Consider the following 19,976-nt stretch of genomic DNA (forward strand, 5'->3'; position numbering starts at 1 on the left):
TGGTCGCCGCCGAGTTCGCGCCCTGACGCCGGAGCACCCCCGGCCCTCACCCCGCACGGCCCTCCCCTCCGGGCGAGGGGGGCCGGCCGGTCCGGCCGGGCTACTTGGCGCAGACCGCCTTGTCCGCCTCCACGCGCTGGATGTCCTCCGGCGCCTTCTCGGGAGCGGTGAGCGGGCTGCCCGCCTGCTTGAAGTCCGGGCCCAGGGTCAGCGCCATCGGTTCCATCGCGCCGGCGTCCGTCGTCGTCGGCTTGAGGGCCGAGGCCGACAGGCCCATCATGGCGGCGAGCCGCCGCGCCTGGTCCGCCTGGTTGGGGGCGTAGACGAGCTGGGTCTTCTTCACGTCCTGCGGGGCGTTCGCCTGGTTCGTGGACTTCAGCACACCCCCCTCGTTCTGCAGCCAGTCCAGGGCCGCCTGCGCGGAACCGGCCTTGGCGCCGCCGTTGTAGACGTCGACCCGCACGTCCGCCGGGGCGGCCATCTCGCCCTTCAGCTTGGCTTCCGCCTCGGCCTTCGCCTCGGCCTTCTCCTTCTTCTCCACCGCGGTGAAGGAGACGTCCTCGCGCATCATCGAGAAGACCTGGGGCGCCTTGGACTCGTCGAGGATGACGGTGGCCTTGTCGTTCGGGTTGTCCAGCACCGGGACCGTGGTGAACGTGATGTTCTTGGGGTCGACCGACGCCAGCTCCATCCCCAGCTGACGCAGCCGGTTTATGTCGGCGATCTTGTCGTCGACGGTGAGCGCCTTGGTGGCCGCCTCCGCGAGTGACCACATCTTGGTGGGGCTGGTGAGGGTGTCGTTGGACTTGAGCTTGCGCATCAGCGAACCCAGGAACTGCTGCTGGATCTCGATACGGCTCAGGTCGCTGCCGAAGCCGACGGAGTGCCGGGTGCGCAGGAAGGCCAGCGCCTGCTCGCCCTCGAGGGTGTGCTCGCCCTTGGACAGCTTGAGGTGCGAGTCCTTGTCGTCGATGTCCTTGGCGAGGCAGACGTCCACGCCCCCGACGGCGGACGTCAGGGACTTGACCGCGTTGAAGTCGGCCACCATGAAGTGGTCGACCTCGATGCCGGTGAGCTCGGTGACGGTGCGCATGGTGCAGCTGGGGGTGCGCTCGGACTGCCCCAGGCTCATGTTGAAGCGCCCGCCGGGGGTTCCGGGAATGTCCTTCTCCTCCCCGCTCTCCAGCTGCGTGGGACAGGTCGGGATGTCCGTTATCAGGTCCCGGGGAATGCTCAGCGCGGTCGCGTTCGTGCGGTCCTTGGAGACGTGGAAGAGGATGTTGGTGTCGGCGTGGCCGACACTGCCCGCGTCCCCGTAGCCCTCGTTGCCCTCGCCGGTCCGCTTGTCGGTCCCGATCACCAGGACGTTGATCGCCCGGTCCTTGCTGAAGCCGCCGGTGCCGGCGCCGTCGCTGGAGACGGCGGTGATGTTGCCGTTGAAGTGCTGGTACACGAAGTAACCCGCGGTGCCGGTGCCCACCATCAGGAAGGCGAGCGCACCGCCGGTCCAGACCAGCGCCTTCTTCTTGCGGGACCTGTCCGGCTTCGCCTTGCGGCGCCCGGCCGCCGGTGCCGCCGCGCGGCCTCCCGGCTTCCGTGCCCCGTCCCGGTCACCGCGTCCGCCGCCGGCGCTCCGGCGTCCGCCGCGCTGACCGGGCACGGAGACCCGCTCCCCGGACCGGGGGGCCTCCGGCTTCGACCTGCGGCGTGAGCCGGGCGTTCTCACGTCCGACGTCCCGGCCGGCGCGGATGATCGCCCTGGGGAGGGGGTCAGTCGCAGTTCGTAATCACCGGTGTCGGGGTTGAGTACCCACTGGTCTGCGGGATCGAATCCCTCGTCCCGCCCACGGCCTTGCGCGTCCACGGTTGCCTGCGTCCTCCGTCGGGGCCACGCGGCGCCTCCCCCTTCAAGGCGCGCGGTGTGTCTTACGGCGGTGCCGGCCCTGAAAGCCGACTGCACCGGAGCGCTCACCCTAGCTGGCAACCGGCTCACGGGCGACGATCGTGATAAATCAAGCATCACACAGGGGATATACCGGAGCATTCGCCACCACTCGGCCGTGCGATCCATGACTCATCACGCGCAACTCCGGCCCCATAGCCTTGCCGCAGCTACTTCAAGCCAGATTTCATACAGAAGTGGCCACAAGGAATCCCCAAACAAGTCGCCAATTCTCCTATAGTTGCCATGACTTGATCAGGAACAATCAGTTCCAGTTGTGCTCCTTTCGTCACCGCCAACCGATACATCCCGAACGCCCCCTTCCGCCACACCTGTCCCTTCCTCCGTACCGTCCGTCCCGAGGACTCCGATTGCGCCCTTCACTCCGGCCGACCGCACTCGCCCTGCTGATCTCGGCAGCCGTTACCGGTGCTCTGTGCCTGTGGGCGGTCGCCGCCGCTCCCGCCTCGGTACGGAACCCGCTCGCATGGGGGGCGGGCTCCGCCGCCGTGCTGCTGTGCGTCGCGGTGACCGTCGCGGTCCACGCACTCACCACCGCCCGTAATCTGCGTGCCCTGCGGACCGCCGAATCCGAACGCTTCACCGCCGAGACCTCCCGCCTCGTCTCGACCTCCGCCGCCGAGGCCCAGCGCTTCACCGCGGAGACCGCCCGGATCAGAGCGGCCGCCTCCGCCGAGGCGGCCCGGGTCACCGCCGAGGCGGACGACCGGGTCGCCCGGGTCACCGCCGAGGCCACCGAGCAGCACGAGCGGCTCACCGCCGAGGCCGCGCGGCTGGCCGCCCGTGCCCGGCGCGCCGAGAACGAGCGTTCCGCGGCGATCGCCGCCTGCGCCAACGCCGCGGGCCGGATGCAGGCCCTGGCCACGAGCATGCTGGCCGACCTGCGCGAGATGGAGCACCGGCACACCGCCGAGGACGTGCTCGGCGATCTGCTGCACCTGGACCACCGCACGGCCCAGGCGGGCCGTCTCGCCGACTCCATCGCCGTGCTGACCGGTGCGCGCTCCGGGCGCCGCTGGGCCAAGCCGATCGTCATGGAGTCGATCCTGCGCGGCGCGATGGGCCGTATCGGCGGCTACCAGCGCATCCGCCTCCACTCGACGAGCGATGTGGCGATCGCGGGGCACGCCGCCGAGGGCGTCATGCACGCCCTGGCCGAACTCCTCGACAACGCTGCCAATTTCTCGCCGCCCACCGCCGAGGTGCACGTGTACGTCGAGGAGGTGCCGGCCGGCATCGTCATCACCGTCGAGGACAGCGGCCTGGTGATGAGCGACGTGCAGCTGCGGCGTGCCGAGCGGGCCGTGTCCGGCGCGAGCCAGGACCTCACCGGTATCTCCGGCACCCGGCTCGGCCTCGCCGTCGTCGGCCGGCTGGCCAGGAAGCACGGCCTCACCGTCTCCTTCCGCCCGTCGGCCCGCGGGGGCACGGGGGCGCTGATGATGCTTCCGCAGGAGCTCATCTCCCGCACGCCCGCGCCCACTCCCCTCGTCGAGCCCGCCCGGCGCCCCGAGCCGGAGCCGGACCACGCGACGCCGGACACGGGTGACCGCACCCCGGCGGCGGCCTCCCCCGGGCCCGCGGCACGGCCGGACACCACGCCCCGGCAGCCGGAGTCCGCGTCCGAGTCCACCGGATCCGTCCCCCAGTTCGGCGAGAGCGGTCTGCCCAGGCGCCGGCGCGGCCGCACTCTGGCCGCCGCCGAAGCCCGTAACGGCAACGCCACCCCCGGCGGAGCCGATTCCCCACGGCCCCGTACCACCGACCCGAAGGTCCAGGCTGCCCGGTTCAGCACCTTCAGCCAGGCGGTACGAGCCAATTCCCCGCACCCGGAAGGCAACACCCGATGAGCGCGACCACCGACGAGAAGCTCAACTGGCTGCTGGAGGGGCTGCTCGACCGCACGCCCGGCGCCCGGCACGCCCTCGTCCTGTCCCGGGACGGCCTGAAGCTGTGCCGCACCCCCGAACTCTCCGTCGACCAGGCCGACCAGCTGGCCGCGATCTCCGCCGGCATCCAGAGCCTGTCGCACGGCGCGTCCATCGAGTTCGGTGACGGCACCGGCGGCGTACGGTCCGCGATGACCGAGTTCTACGGCGGCGTGCTGTTCATCGTCGAGGCGGGCGCGGGCGCCCACCTGGCGGTCGTCGCCGCGGAGGACTCCGACGTCGGTCTCGTCGGCCACAACATGAGCGAACTCGTCGAGCAGCTCGGCGAGTACCTCGTCGCCCCGCCGCGTGACCCCGCCGGCGGCACGGCTCCGGTCACGGGAACCACCGGCGTATGACCTCCGTCCCGCGCCCCCGCCCCGGACGCGACGACGACCCGGACCGGCTGTACACCCTCACGGGTGGCCGCAGCCGGTCCGACTCGGCCGCGTTCGACCTGGTGACGCTCGTCGTCGCCGAGTGCGACCCGAGCCCCGGGATGCAGTCGGAGCACGTCGCGATCCTGCGGATGTGCGACAGCCCCACCGCGGTCGTGGAGATCTCGGCCACCCTGAAACTGCCGGTCGGCATCGTCCGCATCATGCTGTGCGACCTGCTCGACACCGGCCGGATCAGCGCCCGCCACCCCCGTACTGCCCGTGTCGAGGACCGGCTCCCCGACACCGACACCCTGGAACAGGTGCTCGTTGGACTCCGCAACCTCTGACCGTGCCGCCCTGCAGGCGACGGCCGACAACGGACTGAAGATCGTCGTTGTCGGCGGCTTCGGGGTCGGCAAGACCACCATGGTCCGATCCGTGAGCGAGATCCGTCCGCTCAACACGGAGGAGACCATGACCCGTGCGGGCGAGGCCGTCGACGACCTCGACGGTGTGCACTCCAAGACGTCCACCACGGTCGCCTTCGACTTCGGGCGCATCACGCTCGACGCGCGTTCGGTCCTCTACCTCTTCGGCGCGCCCGGGCAGGAACGCTTCTGGTTCCTGTGGGACCGCCTCTTCTCCGGCACCCTGGGCGCCGTCGTCCTCGTCGACACCCGGCGGCTCGCCGACTCCTGGTACGCGATCGACCGGCTGGAGCACCACGGCACGCCGTTCATCGTCGCGTGCAACGACTTCGGCGGGCCGCTCCACACCGAGCAGCAGATCCGCGAGGCCCTCGACCTCTCCCCCGACGTGCCGCTCGTGGAGTGCGACGCCCGGGACCGTTCCTCCAGCAAGTACGTCCTGATCACGCTGGTCGAGCACCTCCACGCCCTGTCCCTCGCCCGTGCGAAGACGTCCGGCCCCGCCCTGGCCATGGCCCCGGAGCCCACACCGTGAGCCAGTGCCCCGTGCCCCACAGCCCCGTGCCCCTCTCCGCGCCCCGGCCCGGGACCGACCTCGTGCAGCTGCACCGCGACATGCGCCGTGACCACGGTGCGGTGGCCCCCGTCACCCTCGACGGTGACATACCCGCCTGGCTGATCCTCGGCTACCGCGAGCTGCACCAGGTCGCCAACGACCCGGTGCTCTTCAGCCGGGACTCCGACCTGTGGAACCAGTGGGACCACATCCCGGAGGGCTGGCCGCTGCTGCCGATGATCGGCCGCAAGCAGCCGTCCATCCTCTACACGGTGGGTGAGCGGCACACCGTCCGTGCGGCGATGATCAGCAACGCCCTGGAGTCCGTCGACCCGTTCGCGCTCAAGGGGTACGCGGAGGAGTTCGCCGACGATCTCATCGACCGCTTCTGCTCCGTCGGACACACCGACATCATCGCCGAGTACGCGATGCTGCTCCCGGCGCGCGTCCTCGCGAAGCTCTACGGGTTCGGCGACGAGATCGGGCGGCCCCTGGTGGGCGCGCTCAACGACATGATCAACGGCAGTGAGCGGGCCCTGGCCGGACAGCAGCACCTGGGCTCGGCCATGTACCAGCTCCTCGCCGACAAGCACGCCGAGCCCGGCGAGGACGTCGCGACCCGGATGCTCCAGGACCCGGGCGGCTTCACCGACGAGGAGATCGCCGAGGACCTCATGGTGATGATGGCCGCGGGCCACCAGCCGACCGCCGACTGGATGGGCAACTCGCTGCGGCTGATGCTCACCGACGACCGTTTCACCGCGTCGCTGTCCGGCGGCCGTCACAGCGTCGGCGAGGCCATGAACGAGGTGCTCTGGGAGGACACCCCCACCCAGAACGTGGCCGGCCGGTGGGCGACCCGCGACACCCACCTCGGCGGCCGCCACATCCGCGCCGGCGACATGCTGCTCCTCGGCATCGCCGCCGCCAACAGCGACCCGCAGGTACGCACCGACGGCTCCGCGCTGACCGGCGGCAACAACGCGTTCCTCTCCTTCGGCCACGGCGAGCACCGCTGCCCGTTCCCGGCCCAGGAGACCGCGGAGGTCATCGCCCGTACGGGGATCGAGGTGCTCCTGGACCGTCTCCCGGACGTGGACCTCGCCGTGCCCGCCGAGCAGCTGACCCGGCGCCCCTCTCCGTGGCTGAGCGGGCTGACGGACCTGCCGGTGCACTTCACACCCACCCCCGCGCTCGGAGGCCAGAAATGACCCGGATCGCCCTCGATCCCCTCGTGACCGACCTCGACGGCGAGAGCGCCGCGCTGCGGGCCGCCGGCCCGCTGGCCGAGGTGGAGCTGCCGGGCGGGGTGCACTGCTACGCGGTGACGCATCACGCCGAGGCCCGGCAGCTGCTCACCGACAGCCGCGTGGTCAAGGACATCGGTGTCTGGAACGCCTGGCAGCGCGGCGAGATCCCGATGGACTGGCCGCTGATCGGTCTCGTCAACCCGGGCCGCTCCATGCTGACGGTGGACGGCGCCGAGCACCGCAGGCTGCGCGGCATGGTCGCGCAGGCGCTGACGGTGAAGCGGGTGGAGCGGCTGAGGGCCGGCATCGAGGCGCTGACGAACGCCTCCCTGGACCGGCTCGCGGCGCTGCCCAAGGGCGAGCCGGTCGACCTGAAGGCGGAGTTCGCCTACCCGCTGCCGATGAACGTCATCAGCGAGCTGATGGGGGTGGACGCGGCCGACCACCCCCGGCTCAAGGGGCTGTTCGAGAAGTTCTTCTCGACGCAGACACCGCCCCAGGAGGTCCCGCAGATGATGGCGGACCTCGGCGCCCTCTTCACGAAGATCGTCGACGACAAGCGGGCGAACCCGGGCGACGACCTCACCAGCGCCCTGATCGCGGCCTCCGAGGACGGCGACCACCTCACGAACGAGGAGATCGTCAACACGCTGCAGCTGATCATCGCGGCCGGCCACGAGACGACGATCAGCCTGGTCGTCAATGTCGTCGAGGCGCTCCAGACCCACCCCGAGCAGCGCGAGCGCGTGCTGAGCGGGGAGGTGCCGTGGGAGAACGCGATCGAGGAGACCCTGCGCTGGAACACCCCGACCTCGCACGTCCTGATCCGCTTCGCGACCGAGGACATCGAGGTCGGTGACAAGGTCCTGCCGAAGGGCGAGGCCCTGATCGTCTCCTTCGGCGCGCTGGGCCGCGACGAGAAGCAGTACGGGCCGACCGCCGGCGAGTTCGACGTCACCCGCTCCCCCAACCGCCATATCGCTTTCGGCCATGGTCCGCACGTCTGCCCCGGCGCCGCGCTGTCCCGGCTGGAGGCAGGAATCGCCCTGCCCGCGCTGTACGAGCGCTTCCCCGGCCTGGACCTCGCGGTCCCGGCCTCCGACCTGCGGAACAAGCCGATCGTGACCCAGAACGACCTCCATGAACTCCCGGTCGATCTGGGCTGATTCCGCACTTCTGTCCGCTGCCGCTCCCGCGCCGTTCCTCCCGCCGCGGGGGTCGTCCACGAGCCGGAGCGCGTGTCTCATCCGACGGACACGGTCCTCGACCGCTTCCGGGAGGGACTACGCTCCGGACCGTGGCTGACATCCAGATTCCCGCTGACCTCAAGCCCGCCGACGGACGTTTCGGCGCCGGGCCCTCCAAGGTGCGGACGGAGGCGGTCGACGCACTGGCCGCGACCGGCACCTCCCTTCTCGGTACCTCCCACCGCCAGGCCCCGGTCAAGAACCTCGTCGGCGAGGTGCGTGACGGCGTGCGCAGCCTCTTCTCCCTCCCCGAGGGATACGAGGTCGTCCTGGGCAACGGCGGCTCCACCGCCTTCTGGGACGTCGCGACGCACGGCCTGATCGAGTCGAAGTCCCAGCACCTGAATTTCGGCGAGTTCTCGTCCAAGTTCGCGAAGGCCGCCAAGCTCGCCCCGTGGCTGGCCGACCCGACCGTCATCGCCTCGGACCCGGGCACCCACCCGGACCCGCGGGCCGAGGCGGGCGTCGACGTCTACGCCTTCACCCACAACGAGACCTCGACGGGTGTCGCCGCTCCCGTCAAGCGGGTCGCGGGTGCCGACGAGGGCTCGCTCGTCCTGGTCGACGCCACCTCGGGCGCGGGCGGCCTGCCGGTCGACATCGCCGAGACCGACGTCTACTACTTCGCCCCGCAGAAGTCCTTCGCCTCCGACGGCGGCCTGTGGATCGGCGTGTTCTCCCCGGCCGCCCTGGACCGCGCCGCACGTGTCCACGCCTCGGGCCGGCACGTCCCGGAGTTCTTCTCGCTGCCCACGGCGATCGACAACTCCCTGAAGAACCAGACGTACAACACCCCGGCGCTGGCCACCCTCTTCCTGCTGAACGAGCAGCTGAAGTGGATGAACGCCCAGGGCGGTCTGGACTTCACGACCGGCCGCACGGCCGCGTCCTCGCAAGCGCTGTACGGCTGGGCCGAGGAGTCCAAGTACGCCACCCCGTTCGTCACCGACCCCGCCAAGCGCTCGCAGGTCATCGGCACGATCGACTTCGAGGACGGCATCGACGCGGCGGCCGTCGCCAAGGTGCTCCGCGCCAACGGCATCGTCGACACGGAGCCGTACCGCAAGCTGGGCCGCAACCAGCTGCGCGTGGCGATGTTCCCGGCGATCGACCCGGCCGACGTCCAGGCGCTCACCGCCTGCATCGACTACGTGATCGACAAGCTCTGACGGTCACCCGTCCGGAACGGCCCCGCCCACCTCGGTGTGCGGGGCCGTTCCTGCTTCACTCGGCCGGGTGACGGGCCCCTTGAGAGCCCCGGAGGCGGGCCGTGCTTCCCGCGTCGATCGGTGCCGAGCTGACCCTCGACGTCGCCGAGCTGGTCAAGGCGGGCCGTCGCTGAGACCGTCCGGCACAGGGCGGGCGGTCCGGGCCCGCCGGGACGCGTCCAGGGCCCAGCGCACCTCACCGTCCTCCCCCTCGCCGGTCGCCGAGAGCCCCGCAGCCGCGGCCACGGCGGCGGAGGCCGCGTGCTCCGGATGGATGTGGGCGACGACGGTGCGGACGGAGCCCCGGTCCAGCAGGTGCCGGACCAGCCCCGCGGCCCCCTCCTTCGCGAACCCCCTGCCCTGCCACCGGGTCCCGACCACCCAGGCCACCTCCGCCCGCGCCCCGCGCACGGTGGCCTGGACGTAACCGGCGAGGCACCCGTCGGCACGCACCCGGAGCACCCAGTTCCACCAGCGTTCGGCGGGGTCGGGTGAGCCGGCGCCCTGGCGTTCGTAGCGGGCGCGCAGGGTGCCGGCGTCCTCCGGTGCGCCCCCGGTGTAGGCGTGCAGGGCGGGATCGAAGAGGACCACGGCCATCTCCTCCGCGTGCGCGACGTCGAGCGGGAGCACGTCGAGGCGGGAGGTGGAGAAGGGCTCGGGGGCCCGGCCGTCCTGCATGGGCGGAGCCTACGCCGGTCGCAGGCGTCGCGGCCGCCACGAGGTCCGCGGCCCCGCGGCCGGCGGCGACGGCGGAGAGGGCCGTCGGCATCGGCCGGAAGCGGTCGGCGCCGAGCTGGCGGAGGCCGGTGACCACGGCCGTCGCAGTGCTCATGAAGCCCGTCGTCATCGTCGTGTCCGCCGGGTCCGGCGGCACGGACGGCCTCGACGCCCTGGTCCGGCAGCGCGCGGGACAACGAGAGGGAAAGCGCCCTAAAAGCCCGGATCGCTCACATTTAGTGCACCATGGAACACATGGAGACGATCCGTGAACTAGAGCCTTTCGTGAAGCAGTACACCGTCCTGCTCAGCAGCCGCAGGCCGGACGGATCAGCGGCCCGCACCCCCGTCAGCATCGCCGTCGAGGGCGACCACGCCTACATCCGTACGTTCTCCTCGGCCTGGAAGGCCGACCGGATGCGTAACCACCCGATGGTGGAGATCGCTCCGTGCACCGTGCGGGGCGCGCCGACAGGGCCGCCCGTGAAGGCCTGGGCCCGCCTCCTGCAGCAGGGCTCGAAGGAGAACACCCACGCGGCCCGGACGCTTTCCCGGAAGTACCCGGCGCTCCAGGGCGTGGCCGTCCCGCTCACCCACCGCCTGAAGCGCGACCGCACGCTCCATTACGAACTGCGGCCGGTCACCGACGACGTCTGAGCGGGCGGGCGGCGGGACGGCCCGGGCGTCACGCCCTACCCGCGGCGGCGCTTCACCGCGACCAGGGCCAGCACGATGACGACGACAGCGACCGCACCCCCCGTCGTGGTGCCCTTCGTCCCCTCACCGCCGTCCTCCCCGCCGCCGGACGGCTCCCCGCCGCCCCCGCCGTTCGAGGAGGGCGCCTTGTTGTCGCCTCCGCCGTCGCCGTCGCCGTGGCCCTCCACCTCCACGCGCACCACTTCGCTGCGCTCCCCCTCGGAGCCGAACATCATCGCCGAGCCGTCCGCCGTGTACGTCACCGACTCGGACTGCCCTTGGAGCGGCACGCCCACCGCGTGGCCGGCGCCGAGCCGGCCCTTCTCGAAGGCGTACCTCCGGGCGCTGAAGTACGAGCGCAGGACCAGTTCCCCGCCGTCCGGGGAGAAAGCCCCGTCCGTCACCCACGGCACCTCCCCCACCCGCCGGAAGACGTTGGCCCCGCCGGCCGTGAGCTCCTGCGGGCCCTCGTAGAGGCCACCGCCGTCCTCGTTCTTCGAGGCGATGTACACCCGCCCCGTCGTGGGGTGGACCATCATCGCCTCGGCGTTGCGAGCCCCGTCCGCGTACGTCACGTCGAACTGCGTCGCCCGCACGGTGGCGTCCGCGAGCCGCTCCGGCTCGGGGAAGCGGTAGATCCAGACGTGGTCCCAGGAGCCGTCGAGGTTGTCGCCGATGTCACCGACGTACAGGTTCCCGTCGGGCCCGAGCGAGATCGCCTCCACGTCCCGGGGCTCCCCCACCCCCTCCATGGTGACCGTCGCCACGGTCTTCCCGGTCCGGGAGTCGACGGCGTAGACGTACGGCCCGTCCTCGCTGTCGTTGTGTGTCCAGTAGACCCCCGGGTGGGTCCGGCTGGCGGCGAGTCCGCTGGACTCGGTGATCCGGGAACTCTCGATCGTGAAGGTCCGGTCCGCCCCGTCCCCTTCGTCCGCGACGGCGGGCGCCGTCCCCGCGAGCGACAGGAGGGCGGCGGCGAAGACGGTCGGCAGCGATCTCATGGCACAAGTGTCCACCGTCACGTCGCAGGCCGGAGCTGAGATCGGCCATGATGTCGCCATGCGTTTTCTCTTCGTCGGCGACAGCATGACCGTGGGCAAGGCCGGCGACTTCACCTGGCGATACCGCATGTGGCAGCACCTGGAAGCGACCCTCGGCGACGGCGGCTACACGATCACGGGGCCGCGGACCGAGCTGTACGACACCGAGGCGAACGCCCCGCTCTCCCACGCGTACGGCGACACGGCCTTCCCCGCGCACGCGCGTCGCCACCTCGCGGGCTGGGGCGAGGGCTGGCTCCACATGGCCCCGGTCATCGCGGACACGGTCACCGCGACCCGCGCCGACGTCCTGCTGGTCTCGCTCGGGCTGATAGATCTCGGCTTCTACACGGACAGCACGCAGACCGCCGCGAACGTACGGGCGTTCGTCACCGCCGCCCGCGCCGCCAACCCCCGGATCAAGCTGGTGCTGCTCCCCGTCATACCCAACGTCCGGGCGGAGTCCGACGCCCCCTTCGCCGCCGAGTGCGACCGCTTCAACACCTTGCTCGCGAAAGCGGTCGCCGACCTGGACATCCCCTCGTCCCCGGTCCTGCTGGCCTCGCACCCCGCGGGTTACGACATCCACGCGGACACCTACGACGGCACCCATCCCGGCCCCACCGGCGAACACAAGCTGGCCGGGGCCTTCGCCGACGCGATGCACCAGGCCTGGGGTGTGGGCGGCCCGTACGCGGGAGCCCTGGCGGCGGCCTGATCCGTCCCGGGGGCCGTGGTCCCAGCACACCTCCCGCCTCGCCCTGGAACACCTCCGGCCAGTACCGGCAGCCGTCGGGTCCGGTCGCGGGAAGGCAGGCGACCGGGTCGACCGAGGGGAGCACGGACAGATGGCGGAGAAGCGGGCCGGGCGGGCGAGGGGCTGGAGCTGGAAGCGGGGCCGCGCGGTCGCCCTGGTCTGCCTCCTGGCGGCCGTCCTGCTCGTCCGCCCCGGCCTGGTCCCCAACACCCCCGGCCGCATGGGCAGTCTGCTGGAAACCTTCCTCCCCTGGCTCGGCCTGGTCGTGCCCGTGCTGCTGCTCCCGGCCCTGTCGCGCCGCTCGTTCCTGGCGTCGGCCGCGCTGCTGCTGCCCGTGGCCGCCTGGTTCGCCTCCTTCGGAGGTCACCTGTCCGCCGGCGGCCAGGCACCGGACGGCGCGTTCACGGTGGTCCAGCACAACATCAGCGACGTGAACCCCGACCCGGCCGCCACCGCACGGGCGTTGGCCTCGACGGACGCCGACCTCGTCGCTCTGGAGGAGCTGACGGCCCCGGCCCTCCCCGCCGTCGAAGCCGCCATGGCCGCGAGCCACCCCCACCGTGCGACGAGTGGCACGGTCGGACTCTGGTCGAAGCACCCCCTCACCGGCATACGGCCGGTGGACATCGGACCGGAGGGCGTCGGGGAGGACTGGGACCGGGGTCTGCGGGCCACGGCCCGTACACCGCAGGGCGAAGTCGCCGTGTACGTCGCCCATCTGCCCTCGGTGCGGATCACCCCGGCGGCCGGGCTCACCTCGGGCCGGCGGGACGAGAGCGCCGCTCTCCTGGGCGAGGCCGTCGCCGCGGAGCCCCTGGACCGGGTGATCCTGCTCGGGGACCTCAACGGCACGTCGGACGACCGCGGTCTGGAACCGGTCGGCTCGCTGATGAACCCACCGGGGCCGGGCTTCGCGTTCAGCTGGCCCGCGAGGTTCCCGGTGGCCGGGATCGACCAGGTCCTCACCCGGTCGGCGACGGTCGTCCGCGTCCGGTCGCTCCCCGCCACCGGCAGCGACCACCGGCCCGTGGCGGCGGACATCAGGCTCTGACGGCAACCCGGCGCACCTGGAGGCCCGGCGCGCCCGGGACCCCGCTCAGCCCACCATCTCGACCCCGAGCATCGCGAGCCCCAGCTTGGTCAGCTCCTCCGACACCTCGTCCGGCCGGGCCCTGCGCGGACGACGGGCGTGATGCGCCATCAGCTCGTGGACCGTACCGACCATCACCATCACCACGACCCGGTGGTCCCGCTCCTCCACCTCGCCGCGCACAGCCGCACGCTCGGCCTCACCGGTCAGGAAGTCGGTCCACAGGTCACGCCACCGCTTGCAGTGCGCGTCCACCGCCGGGCTGACCCCCAGCACCTCGACGAACGTCACCCGCGCCTCACGCAGGTCCCGGGTGACCGCCGACACGTACGCGTCGAAGAGCCGCCGGAAGCGCTGCTCCAGCGGACAGTCGTCCATCCCCTCGGAGAGCAGGGCGATCTCCGCCGCTCGCAGTCCGCTGGTCGTGATCTGGTTGTGCAGGGCCATCAGCAGGGCTTCCCGGGAGCCGAACTCGTCCCAGAGCACCTCCTCCGGCACCCCTGCCATCTCACACAGGTCCTGTTCCGACGTCCGCGCGTAGCCGTACACCCCGAACAGCTCCAGGGCGGCGTCGAGGAGCTGCCCACGGGCCCGCGTACGCACACCGTCGACCACGCCGGTCAGTTGGTCCACCGGGACATCCACCACGGGTCCTCCTTGATCTGCCCATGTCCGGTGCGCACGACCGCGGTCGTGCGGGCCGCGAGGGCCGGAAAGGGATCGGCCGCCTCTGGACGGCGCGTGCGCCATTGTCCTGGCACGCCCTGCCGTACGCACCCCGCGGCGCACTATCGGGCGCACAGTCCGCCAGGATCGGTGACAGGTCGCACGGGTGTACACGTAATTGCACCGCCGCACGAGGTACGCGTCCCGTCAGGGTCGACGAGAACAGGAACGGGCAGGGCGGGCGGACTCCTGGTGCGGAAGACCGGTGGCTGCGGCCGGGCCGGCCGGCCGAGCCACCGGAAGGAGTGCGCATGCCCGATGGCCCCGTTCCCGTCGATCTCGCCGACAATTTCTCGCAGTTCGACGCATTGCGGTCGCCGGAGACCGTGGCGGCCCGCAACGACTACGCGGTCGAACCCGTGAAGCTGAAGGGCGAGTTCGTCTGGCACTCCCACGAGGAGACCGATGAGCTGTTCCTGGTCGTCCCGGCCGGCCATCCAGCTGCGGGACGGGGACGTCGTGCTCTTCGTCGTGCCCCGAGGCGTCGAACGCCGCCCCCTGGCCGAGGAGGAGACCGACGTCCTGCTTCTCGAACCGGCCGCGACGGTCAGCACCGGGGACGCGGGCGGACCGATGACCAGGCAGGCCGAAGCACTCGGCCGAGGAGACCGGAGCACGCCCGCGGCCGGAGTCCTCAGAGCCGCTTCAGCACGGCTCGTTTGGCGGTGGCGAACTCGTCGTCGGTGAGGATGCCCGCCTCGCGCAGCTCACCGAGCTCACGGAGCCTCCGCAGCAGGACGTCGTGGTCGTCGGCGGCCGGAGCAGGGCCCGGGCCGAGCGCCGGGGCGGCTTCGGCCGGCGCGGCGGGCCCGGCCGGCTCCGGCATCCGTACGAGTACGGCGGCGGCGACCAGGACCGCGGTGTACTCCCGCTTCGACAGTCCCCACAGATCGAGGCTGTACGGGTCGTACTTGGCACTCGTGGCCGAGACCCCGCCCCGGTCGAAGCGGAGGAAACCGTTCTCCAGCCCGATGGCGGGCACCCAGCGCACCCCGGTCACTTCCGACAGCGGCAGGGAGACCGCGCCGCCCGAGGTCTTCGACTCCTCGGCCTTCCAGTTCCAGGTGAGGCGGACCGTCTTCCCGTCGAAGGACGCCGTGCCGTCCCCGCCTCCGCCCGACACCGGCACCGACGGCCCCGGCAGCAGGAAGCGGTCCACCGGGCCGTCGGGCACCTGCTCGATCAGCAGGGCGTTGCGTATCTCGTCGACGAGGTACTCCGCGACGCCCGTGCGGTCCTTCTCCACCACGAGCTGATACGGATCCGCGGCGTCCTTCAGCCGCCCGTCCGCGGCCCGCAGGACGGGGCAGGCCCCGGTGCGCAGCCGCAGTCGCAGACGGCCGCCCTTGCGGTCCGGCTCGAAGGAGACGCCCGCCACGGCGTGCAGCGGGACGGCCAGTTCACCCAGGTCCTGCCGCACGGGGTGCACCTTGCTGCCGGGGACGATACGCAGCGTGCTGCCGTCGAAGCTCCATGTTCCGTCGCGCGAGATGATGTCCGCCATACCGCGATTCTGCCAGGCGCACCCGGGCGGGGACCCGGCCGAACGCATCACCCGGACCGCGTACGGCGTGACCGCCCGGCCTGCCGCCCCGGCTCCGGCCCCCTGCCCGGGGCGCCCCGGGCGTTCGGGCAGGGTGACCAGGCACGAACGCCCTGAGCCGGAGCGGGGCCGGGGTGATCAGTCCTCGGTGAACTCCTTCTTGGCGCAGATCTCGCCGGGTCCGTTCCAGCAGATCTTCATCAGGTACTTGGAGGTGGAGGAGACGACGTTGTAGTCGAAGTAGTCGCAGCCGGCGTCGCCGCCGTCCGCCTGCGTCTCCCTGAGCTGCCAGCCGCCGATGTAGGTGTAGAGCTTCCCGGTGACGCCGTGCCCGTCGGCACGCGTGTCACAGACCCGGGAGGTGTCCGGGTCAGGGTCCAGGTGCGTCATCGTGCCGAGGGAACGGCCGTCGGTGTCGGACAGGAAAAGCGTGCTGCCGGCGGCACTGGCCGCACCGGACGTCCCCGTCACCAGTGCCACTGCCGCGGTTCCCGCCAACACGGCCCGCGTTGTCCATGCCTTCACTACGGGGTCCTCCCTGAGCCTTCGAACGAAAACAGAAGAGCACAGCCAACCCCAACGGCCCCAGGCGTCCCGAAGGGGCCCCGCCCGCCGTGCTCGGGCCGGGAGTTGGAGGGACCGGAGGCCCGGCGGCCGGCCGGCGCGCAGCGCTTGCGCACCGCCGTTGGCCCGGCAGCCGTGGTGCACGCACCGCTCCGGATCACGCGGCCACGGTGACCGCGTCGACGGCCGGCGTGCGGAGCGTCCTGCGCGCCGTCCCGAGGCTCGTGCCGAGGGTGGCCACGAGGGCGACGGTGATGACGACCAGCCAGGTGGCGGGCCCCTGGTCCGGCAGGACCTGATCGGTGCGGACCATCGTGAAGGGGATGATCCCCGCGATCCCCGCGGCGGTCCCCAGCGTCAGACCGGTCAGTGTGAGGATCACCGCCTCCCAGCCGACCACCCCCAGGACCTGGCCGGGTGTCGCCCCGGCGAGGCGCTGCCGGCCGAACTCGCGACGACGGTAAGAGGTGGCGGCGTAGAGGCTGTTGACGAGCATGATGCAGGAGAAGACGACGATGATGCCGACGACGACGAGGTTGAGGGTCTCCAGGTTCTTGTCGTCGACGGTCCTGGCCGCCCCGGACGCCGCGACCCGGTCGGTCTCCACCCCCTGGATGTAGAGGGTGGCGGTGGCCATACCGGTGAAGACGATCATCGGCATGAGCACTCCTGCCAGTTCCGCGCCGCGTCGGCGCAGATTGCGGGCGCTCAGGTAGCCGCCCGCGCCGCCCGTCGCGGCCAGCGGGCCCTGGATCAGCCCGAGGAGCCTGCCCAGCAGGGCCGGGGCGAGGAGGGCGAAGCCGACGGAGAGCAGGACGGCCCCGTAGGCGGGGAACGCCATCAGCATCTCCTCGGTGCTGTCGACGGCGTACGTCGTCAGGACTCCCCCGGCCCCGGCCACCAGCGCGGCGCAGCCCGCCAGGGTGCGGCCCCTGCCCCGGGAGGGGCCGCGGGCTCCGGTGGCGGCCCCGGTCGCGCGGCGCACGGCGAGGAACGCGGCGCCGGCGGAGGCGAGGACCGTGATGCCGAAGCCCGATCCGAGCGCCGTCGCGCCGAAGACGGGGCCGACACCCGCGGCGACCTGGCCGCTGTCCTTGAACATGTCGAGCAGGAGGCGTCCGCCGAGCACCGCGGGCCCGACGGCGAACGCCCAGCCGGCGAGTGCCACCACGGCGGACTCCCCGACGACCATGCGCGTGATCTGGCCGGGTGTCGCTCCGGTGCAGCGCAGCAGGTGGATCTCCTCGGCCCGCTGGCGGACGGCGACGGTGAGCGTGGAGGCGACGGCGAAGAAGACGAGGAGGGAGCCGTATCCGCCGACGACGCTCGCGGAGACGGTCATGGAATCCGAGCTGACCCCGTCGACCCCGGGAGCCGCCGCCGTGTCGTGCAGGGAACTGAACGTCATGATGACGACGGCGCCGAGGAACGCCGAGAGCAGGGTGGCGAGGAAGCGCCCCGGGCGCTTACGGACCGAGCGCATGGCCAGGAACAGCATCGCTCACACCTCCGTCAACGGGCAGTTGTCCGCACGCCGTCCGGCCGCGCGGTCCCCGAGGCGGGTCATCCGTTCGGCGACGGCCTCGGCGGTGGGGGCGGGGAGATGCCCTGCCAGCCGCCCGTCCGCCAGGAAGAGCACCGAATCGGCGTAGGAGGCGGCCACCGGGTCGTGGGTGACGAGCACGACGGTGCTGCCGTGCAGGCGGACGGCCTCCTGCAGCAGGCTCAGCACGTCACGGGCGCTGCGGGTGTCCAGGGCTCCGGTCGGCTCGTCGGCGAAGATCACGCCCGGCCGGGTGACCAGGGCGCGCGCGATGGCGACACGCTGGCGCTGCCCGCCGGAGAGTTCGTCGGGCAGGTGGCGGAGGCGCTCGCCGAGCCCCATCTGCGTGAGGACCGCCCGGATGACGTCCCGGTCGGCCTTCCGGCCGGCCAGCCGCAGCGGCAGCTCGGTGTTCTCCTCGACGGTCAGGGTGGGCAGCAGGTTGTACTGCTGGAAGATGAAGCCGATCCGTTCCCGCCGGAACTTCGTGAGCGCCGCCTCGCTGCCGCCGCCCATCTCCTCACCGTCCACGAGGATCTGCCCCCGGTCGGGGCGGTCCAGGCCCGCCGCGCACTGGAGCAGCGTGGACTTCCCGGAACCCGAGGGGCCCATGACCGCGGTGAAACTCCCTGTCGGCAGGCTCAGGGTCACGCCGTCCAGGGCGGTCACGGCGCCGTCCCCGGTTCCGTACACCTTGCTCACCGAAACCAGCCGCAGCGCCTCGGCCGTCCGGCCCGCGGGCCCCCGCTTGCGATCGAACATGGTCATCACCCTCTGCTCGTCGGGCGCACCCTGCGCCACGCCGACGACGCTACGGAGGAGGACGGACGAGCACATTGGGCGTACGCCCCCGGCTTCCCGGTGGTGCTGGGTACACCCCGCACGGGGATGAGGACCCGGTGCGGCACCCCGGGGGCGGGCAGCACAGGTGCCGCTGACGGGCCCGGCCCCGTCAGCGCCCCGGGAACGCCTCTCCGCACGCGCTGCAGAACTCCGGCGCCCGGTCCGCGGACAGCCGCCCGCATTCCGGGCACACCAGGTCCAGCATGCAGGGGGCCTCGCCCCCCTCGTGGGCGGGAGCGCGCACGGCCGGCTCGATCGTGAGTCCGGGGCGCCTGCGGTGCACCGTGAGGTACGTCAGCCCTTCCGGTCCCGCCTCCAGGGCGCGGCGCGAGGTGCGGGGCAGCCAGGTGACCGTCGTCGGGGCGAGGTCCAGGGTGCCGCCGGCACCCGTGCGCAGGCTTCCGCCGCCGGCGAGGACGACGAGGAGCACGTCCAGGACGTCCTCCCGGTGCTCGCCGACCCCGGCGCCGGGCGGCAGACGGACGATGTTGGCGTCCAGCTCCCGGCCCTGCTCGGCGAGGTGCCAGAGGGCGCCGCGCTCACCGGGGGCGGCGGAGGCGAGCAGCTCGTCCAGCACCGCCAGCACCTGCGGGGTGGCATTCATGCGGCGGTCTCCTCGGCGTATCGCTGTCGTCTCGCTGTCGGGCTTCGTGGACCTGCTCGAAGTGGGGCTCCGCCCAGCTTTTCACGGGGCGTGTCCCCCGGCACGGGTGGCCGGGGCACACACCCGTCCCCCTGGCGGGCCCGGCACGGCGCCGGCTCGCCCTCGTGGCGGGGAACCGGCAGGTCGGAGCGGTGCGGCCGGACGGAACGGCTCCGTAAGCGGAGGCCTTCTCCGTCCGGTCCGAAACCGTGGAACCGGCCCGGTGACCGCAGTACTCTCGCCGGATGGTCCAGCCGGCATCCCCGGTGCCCTCGGTCACGGACGCCGAGTGCGTCGCGCTCACCCGGGCCCTGCGCCGCCGGGGCACCCTGGTCCTCTCGGTGTTCGCCCTCGTACGGGCCTTCGCCGGGGCGCCCGGGACGGGGTCCCCGGGTGCGGCCCTGGCCATCGAGATCACCGCGGTGCCGGTCACCGCGGCGGCGGTCTTCCTCGCCTACCGCAGGGGCGCCGCCCCGTCGCCCCGGGCGGTCGTCCTGCCGCAGAACTGGGCGCGTTCGGTCGGCATCGTCAACGTCGTCGGACTCGCGGCGATCCTCGCGGTGATCGCGGTGTGCAACGCCTCGGACCGTCCCGCCCTCGTCCCGCCCGCCATCGCGCTGGTGGTCGGACTGCACTACGTCCCGCTCGCGCGCCTCTACGACCAGTGGCAGTACAAGGGCACGGCCGTGCTGCTGAGCGCCGTCGCGGTCCTCGGTTTCGCACTCGCCGCGGCTGGTCCGCCGGACGGGAGCGTGCGCGCCGTGGTGGGCCTGGCCTCCGCGGTGACGCTGTGGGCGTCCGCCTGCCACGTGGCCGTCAGGGGCTGACGGCCGCACCCCCGCCACCCCGCCGCC

20 protein-coding genes are annotated in these 19,976 nt (G+C 72.2%); 11 read left to right on the plus strand and 9 right to left on the minus strand.

Going from position 1 to position 19,976, the window contains the following annotated elements; translation table 11 throughout:
* Positions 1-100: 100 nt before the first annotated feature.
* Entirely contained in the window at positions 101-1,864 is a 1,764-nt protein-coding gene (locus ACF1FZ_RS02805; RefSeq protein WP_391771549.1) for an LCP family protein, read from the minus strand.
* Between the two features lie 449 nt (positions 1,865-2,313).
* On the opposite strand from ACF1FZ_RS02805, the gene ACF1FZ_RS02810 reads away from it, so the two are divergent.
* From ACF1FZ_RS02810 to serC, 7 genes are all read left to right on the plus strand, one after another.
* Positions 2,314-3,813: a sensor histidine kinase gene (locus tag ACF1FZ_RS02810; RefSeq protein ID WP_391771550.1), complete on the plus strand. Its 1,500-nt coding sequence runs from the start codon at positions 2,314-2,316 to the stop codon at positions 3,811-3,813.
* A complete protein-coding gene (locus ACF1FZ_RS02815; RefSeq protein ID WP_391771551.1) occupies positions 3,810-4,250 on the plus strand; it encodes a roadblock/LC7 domain-containing protein in 441 nt (146 codons plus the stop codon). Before ACF1FZ_RS02810 ends, ACF1FZ_RS02815 begins: the two co-directional genes overlap by 4 nt.
* Complete coding sequence (locus ACF1FZ_RS02820) at positions 4,247-4,618, plus strand: DUF742 domain-containing protein (RefSeq protein ID WP_391771552.1); 372 nt, start codon at positions 4,247-4,249, stop codon at positions 4,616-4,618. Before ACF1FZ_RS02815 ends, ACF1FZ_RS02820 begins: the two co-directional genes overlap by 4 nt.
* Complete coding sequence (locus tag ACF1FZ_RS02825) at positions 4,599-5,234, plus strand: ATP/GTP-binding protein (protein ID WP_391771553.1); 636 nt, start codon at positions 4,599-4,601, stop codon at positions 5,232-5,234. The genes ACF1FZ_RS02820 and ACF1FZ_RS02825 overlap by 20 nt, the downstream gene beginning before the upstream one ends.
* Entirely contained in the window at positions 5,231-6,466 is a 1,236-nt protein-coding gene (locus ACF1FZ_RS02830) for a cytochrome P450 (protein WP_391771554.1), read from the plus strand. The genes ACF1FZ_RS02825 and ACF1FZ_RS02830 overlap by 4 nt, the downstream gene beginning before the upstream one ends.
* Complete coding sequence (locus ACF1FZ_RS02835) at positions 6,463-7,671, plus strand: cytochrome P450 (RefSeq protein WP_391771555.1); 1,209 nt, start codon at positions 6,463-6,465, stop codon at positions 7,669-7,671. The genes ACF1FZ_RS02830 and ACF1FZ_RS02835 overlap by 4 nt, the downstream gene beginning before the upstream one ends.
* Before the next feature lie 131 nt (positions 7,672-7,802).
* Positions 7,803-8,921 carry a phosphoserine transaminase gene (gene serC, locus ACF1FZ_RS02840; RefSeq protein WP_391771556.1) on the plus strand — a complete coding sequence of 373 codons (1,119 nt, stop codon included), beginning with the start codon at positions 7,803-7,805 and terminating at the stop codon, positions 8,919-8,921.
* A 153-nt stretch (positions 8,922-9,074) separates the two neighbouring features.
* Here the strand turns inward: serC and ACF1FZ_RS02845 are convergent, their stop codons facing one another.
* Entirely contained in the window at positions 9,075-9,638 is a 564-nt protein-coding gene (locus tag ACF1FZ_RS02845; RefSeq protein ID WP_391771557.1) for a GNAT family N-acetyltransferase, read from the minus strand.
* Positions 9,639-9,932: 294 nt separating this feature from the next.
* Between ACF1FZ_RS02845 and ACF1FZ_RS02850 the strand changes: the two genes are divergently transcribed.
* Positions 9,933-10,334, plus strand: coding sequence for a PPOX class F420-dependent oxidoreductase (locus ACF1FZ_RS02850; RefSeq protein WP_391771558.1), 402 nt, complete (start codon positions 9,933-9,935; stop codon positions 10,332-10,334).
* A gap of 35 nt (positions 10,335-10,369) precedes the next feature.
* Here the strand turns inward: ACF1FZ_RS02850 and ACF1FZ_RS02855 are convergent, their stop codons facing one another.
* Complete coding sequence (locus tag ACF1FZ_RS02855; RefSeq protein ID WP_391771559.1) at positions 10,370-11,374, minus strand: WD40 repeat domain-containing protein; 1,005 nt, start codon at positions 11,372-11,374, stop codon at positions 10,370-10,372.
* Here ACF1FZ_RS02855 and ACF1FZ_RS02860 point away from each other — a divergent pair.
* Positions 11,373-12,131, plus strand: a complete 759-nt coding sequence (locus ACF1FZ_RS02860) for a GDSL-type esterase/lipase family protein (RefSeq protein ID WP_391771560.1) — start codon at positions 11,373-11,375, stop codon at positions 12,129-12,131. The genes ACF1FZ_RS02855 and ACF1FZ_RS02860 overlap by 2 nt on opposite strands.
* 130 nt (positions 12,132-12,261) lie before the next feature.
* Complete coding sequence (locus ACF1FZ_RS02865) at positions 12,262-13,221, plus strand: endonuclease/exonuclease/phosphatase family protein (RefSeq protein WP_391771561.1); 960 nt, start codon at positions 12,262-12,264, stop codon at positions 13,219-13,221.
* A gap of 45 nt (positions 13,222-13,266) precedes the next feature.
* Here ACF1FZ_RS02865 and ACF1FZ_RS02870 read toward each other — a convergent pair whose 3' ends face one another.
* The 6 genes from ACF1FZ_RS02870 to ACF1FZ_RS02895 form a co-directional block, all read right to left on the minus strand.
* Positions 13,267-13,908, minus strand: a complete 642-nt coding sequence (locus ACF1FZ_RS02870; protein ID WP_391771562.1) for a TetR/AcrR family transcriptional regulator — start codon at positions 13,906-13,908, stop codon at positions 13,267-13,269.
* 712 nt (positions 13,909-14,620) lie between these two features.
* Positions 14,621-15,490 (minus strand): DUF4429 domain-containing protein, encoded by an 870-nt coding sequence (locus ACF1FZ_RS02875; protein WP_391771563.1) that lies wholly within the window; start codon positions 15,488-15,490, stop codon positions 14,621-14,623.
* Between the two features lie 177 nt (positions 15,491-15,667).
* Positions 15,668-16,030 (minus strand): hypothetical protein, encoded by a 363-nt coding sequence (locus tag ACF1FZ_RS02880; RefSeq protein ID WP_391771564.1) that lies wholly within the window; start codon positions 16,028-16,030, stop codon positions 15,668-15,670.
* A 220-nt stretch (positions 16,031-16,250) separates the two neighbouring features.
* A complete protein-coding gene (locus ACF1FZ_RS02885) occupies positions 16,251-17,591 on the minus strand; it encodes an FtsX-like permease family protein (RefSeq protein ID WP_391771565.1) in 1,341 nt (446 codons plus the stop codon).
* Positions 17,592-17,594: 3 nt separating this feature from the next.
* On the minus strand, positions 17,595-18,398 hold the full coding sequence (locus tag ACF1FZ_RS02890; protein ID WP_391771802.1) for an ABC transporter ATP-binding protein: 804 nt from the start codon (positions 18,396-18,398) through the stop codon (positions 17,595-17,597).
* 190 nt (positions 18,399-18,588) lie between these two features.
* Positions 18,589-19,083 carry a hypothetical protein gene (locus ACF1FZ_RS02895; RefSeq protein WP_391771566.1) on the minus strand — a complete coding sequence of 165 codons (495 nt, stop codon included), beginning with the start codon at positions 19,081-19,083 and terminating at the stop codon, positions 18,589-18,591.
* Positions 19,084-19,367: 284 nt separating this feature from the next.
* Between ACF1FZ_RS02895 and ACF1FZ_RS02900 the strand changes: the two genes are divergently transcribed.
* Positions 19,368-19,949, plus strand: coding sequence for a DUF7010 family protein (locus tag ACF1FZ_RS02900; protein ID WP_391771567.1), 582 nt, complete (start codon positions 19,368-19,370; stop codon positions 19,947-19,949).
* Positions 19,950-19,976: the final 27 nt, after the last annotated feature.

This window comes from Streptomyces sp. NPDC014623, assembly GCF_043088245.1.
Taxonomy (GTDB): domain Bacteria; phylum Actinomycetota; class Actinomycetes; order Streptomycetales; family Streptomycetaceae; genus Streptomyces.

Excerpts from the sequence above, each read along its gene's own strand:
- ACF1FZ_RS02900 (WP_391771567.1), top strand. The coding sequence starts at position 19,368 with ATGGTCCAGCCGGCATCCCCGGTGCCCTCGGTCACGGACGCCGAGTGC.
- ACF1FZ_RS02865 (WP_391771561.1), top strand. The coding sequence starts at position 12,262 with ATGGCGGAGAAGCGGGCCGGGCGGGCGAGGGGCTGGAGCTGGAAGCGG.
- ACF1FZ_RS02820 (WP_391771552.1), top strand. The coding sequence starts at position 4,247 with ATGACCTCCGTCCCGCGCCCCCGCCCCGGACGCGACGACGACCCGGAC.
- ACF1FZ_RS02815 (WP_391771551.1), top strand. The coding sequence starts at position 3,810 with ATGAGCGCGACCACCGACGAGAAGCTCAACTGGCTGCTGGAGGGGCTG.
- ACF1FZ_RS02860 (WP_391771560.1), top strand. The coding sequence starts at position 11,373 with ATGGCACAAGTGTCCACCGTCACGTCGCAGGCCGGAGCTGAGATCGGC.
- ACF1FZ_RS02895 (WP_391771566.1), bottom strand. The coding sequence starts at position 19,083 with ATGAATGCCACCCCGCAGGTGCTGGCGGTGCTGGACGAGCTGCTCGCC.
- ACF1FZ_RS02835 (WP_391771555.1), top strand. The coding sequence starts at position 6,463 with ATGACCCGGATCGCCCTCGATCCCCTCGTGACCGACCTCGACGGCGAG.
- ACF1FZ_RS02890 (WP_391771802.1), bottom strand. The coding sequence starts at position 18,398 with ATGTTCGATCGCAAGCGGGGGCCCGCGGGCCGGACGGCCGAGGCGCTG.
- ACF1FZ_RS02845 (WP_391771557.1), bottom strand. The coding sequence starts at position 9,638 with ATGCAGGACGGCCGGGCCCCCGAGCCCTTCTCCACCTCCCGCCTCGAC.
- ACF1FZ_RS02850 (WP_391771558.1), top strand. The coding sequence starts at position 9,933 with ATGGAGACGATCCGTGAACTAGAGCCTTTCGTGAAGCAGTACACCGTC.
- ACF1FZ_RS02855 (WP_391771559.1), bottom strand. The coding sequence starts at position 11,374 with ATGAGATCGCTGCCGACCGTCTTCGCCGCCGCCCTCCTGTCGCTCGCG.
- ACF1FZ_RS02875 (WP_391771563.1), bottom strand. The coding sequence starts at position 15,490 with ATGGCGGACATCATCTCGCGCGACGGAACATGGAGCTTCGACGGCAGC.
- ACF1FZ_RS02885 (WP_391771565.1), bottom strand. The coding sequence starts at position 17,591 with ATGCTGTTCCTGGCCATGCGCTCGGTCCGTAAGCGCCCGGGGCGCTTC.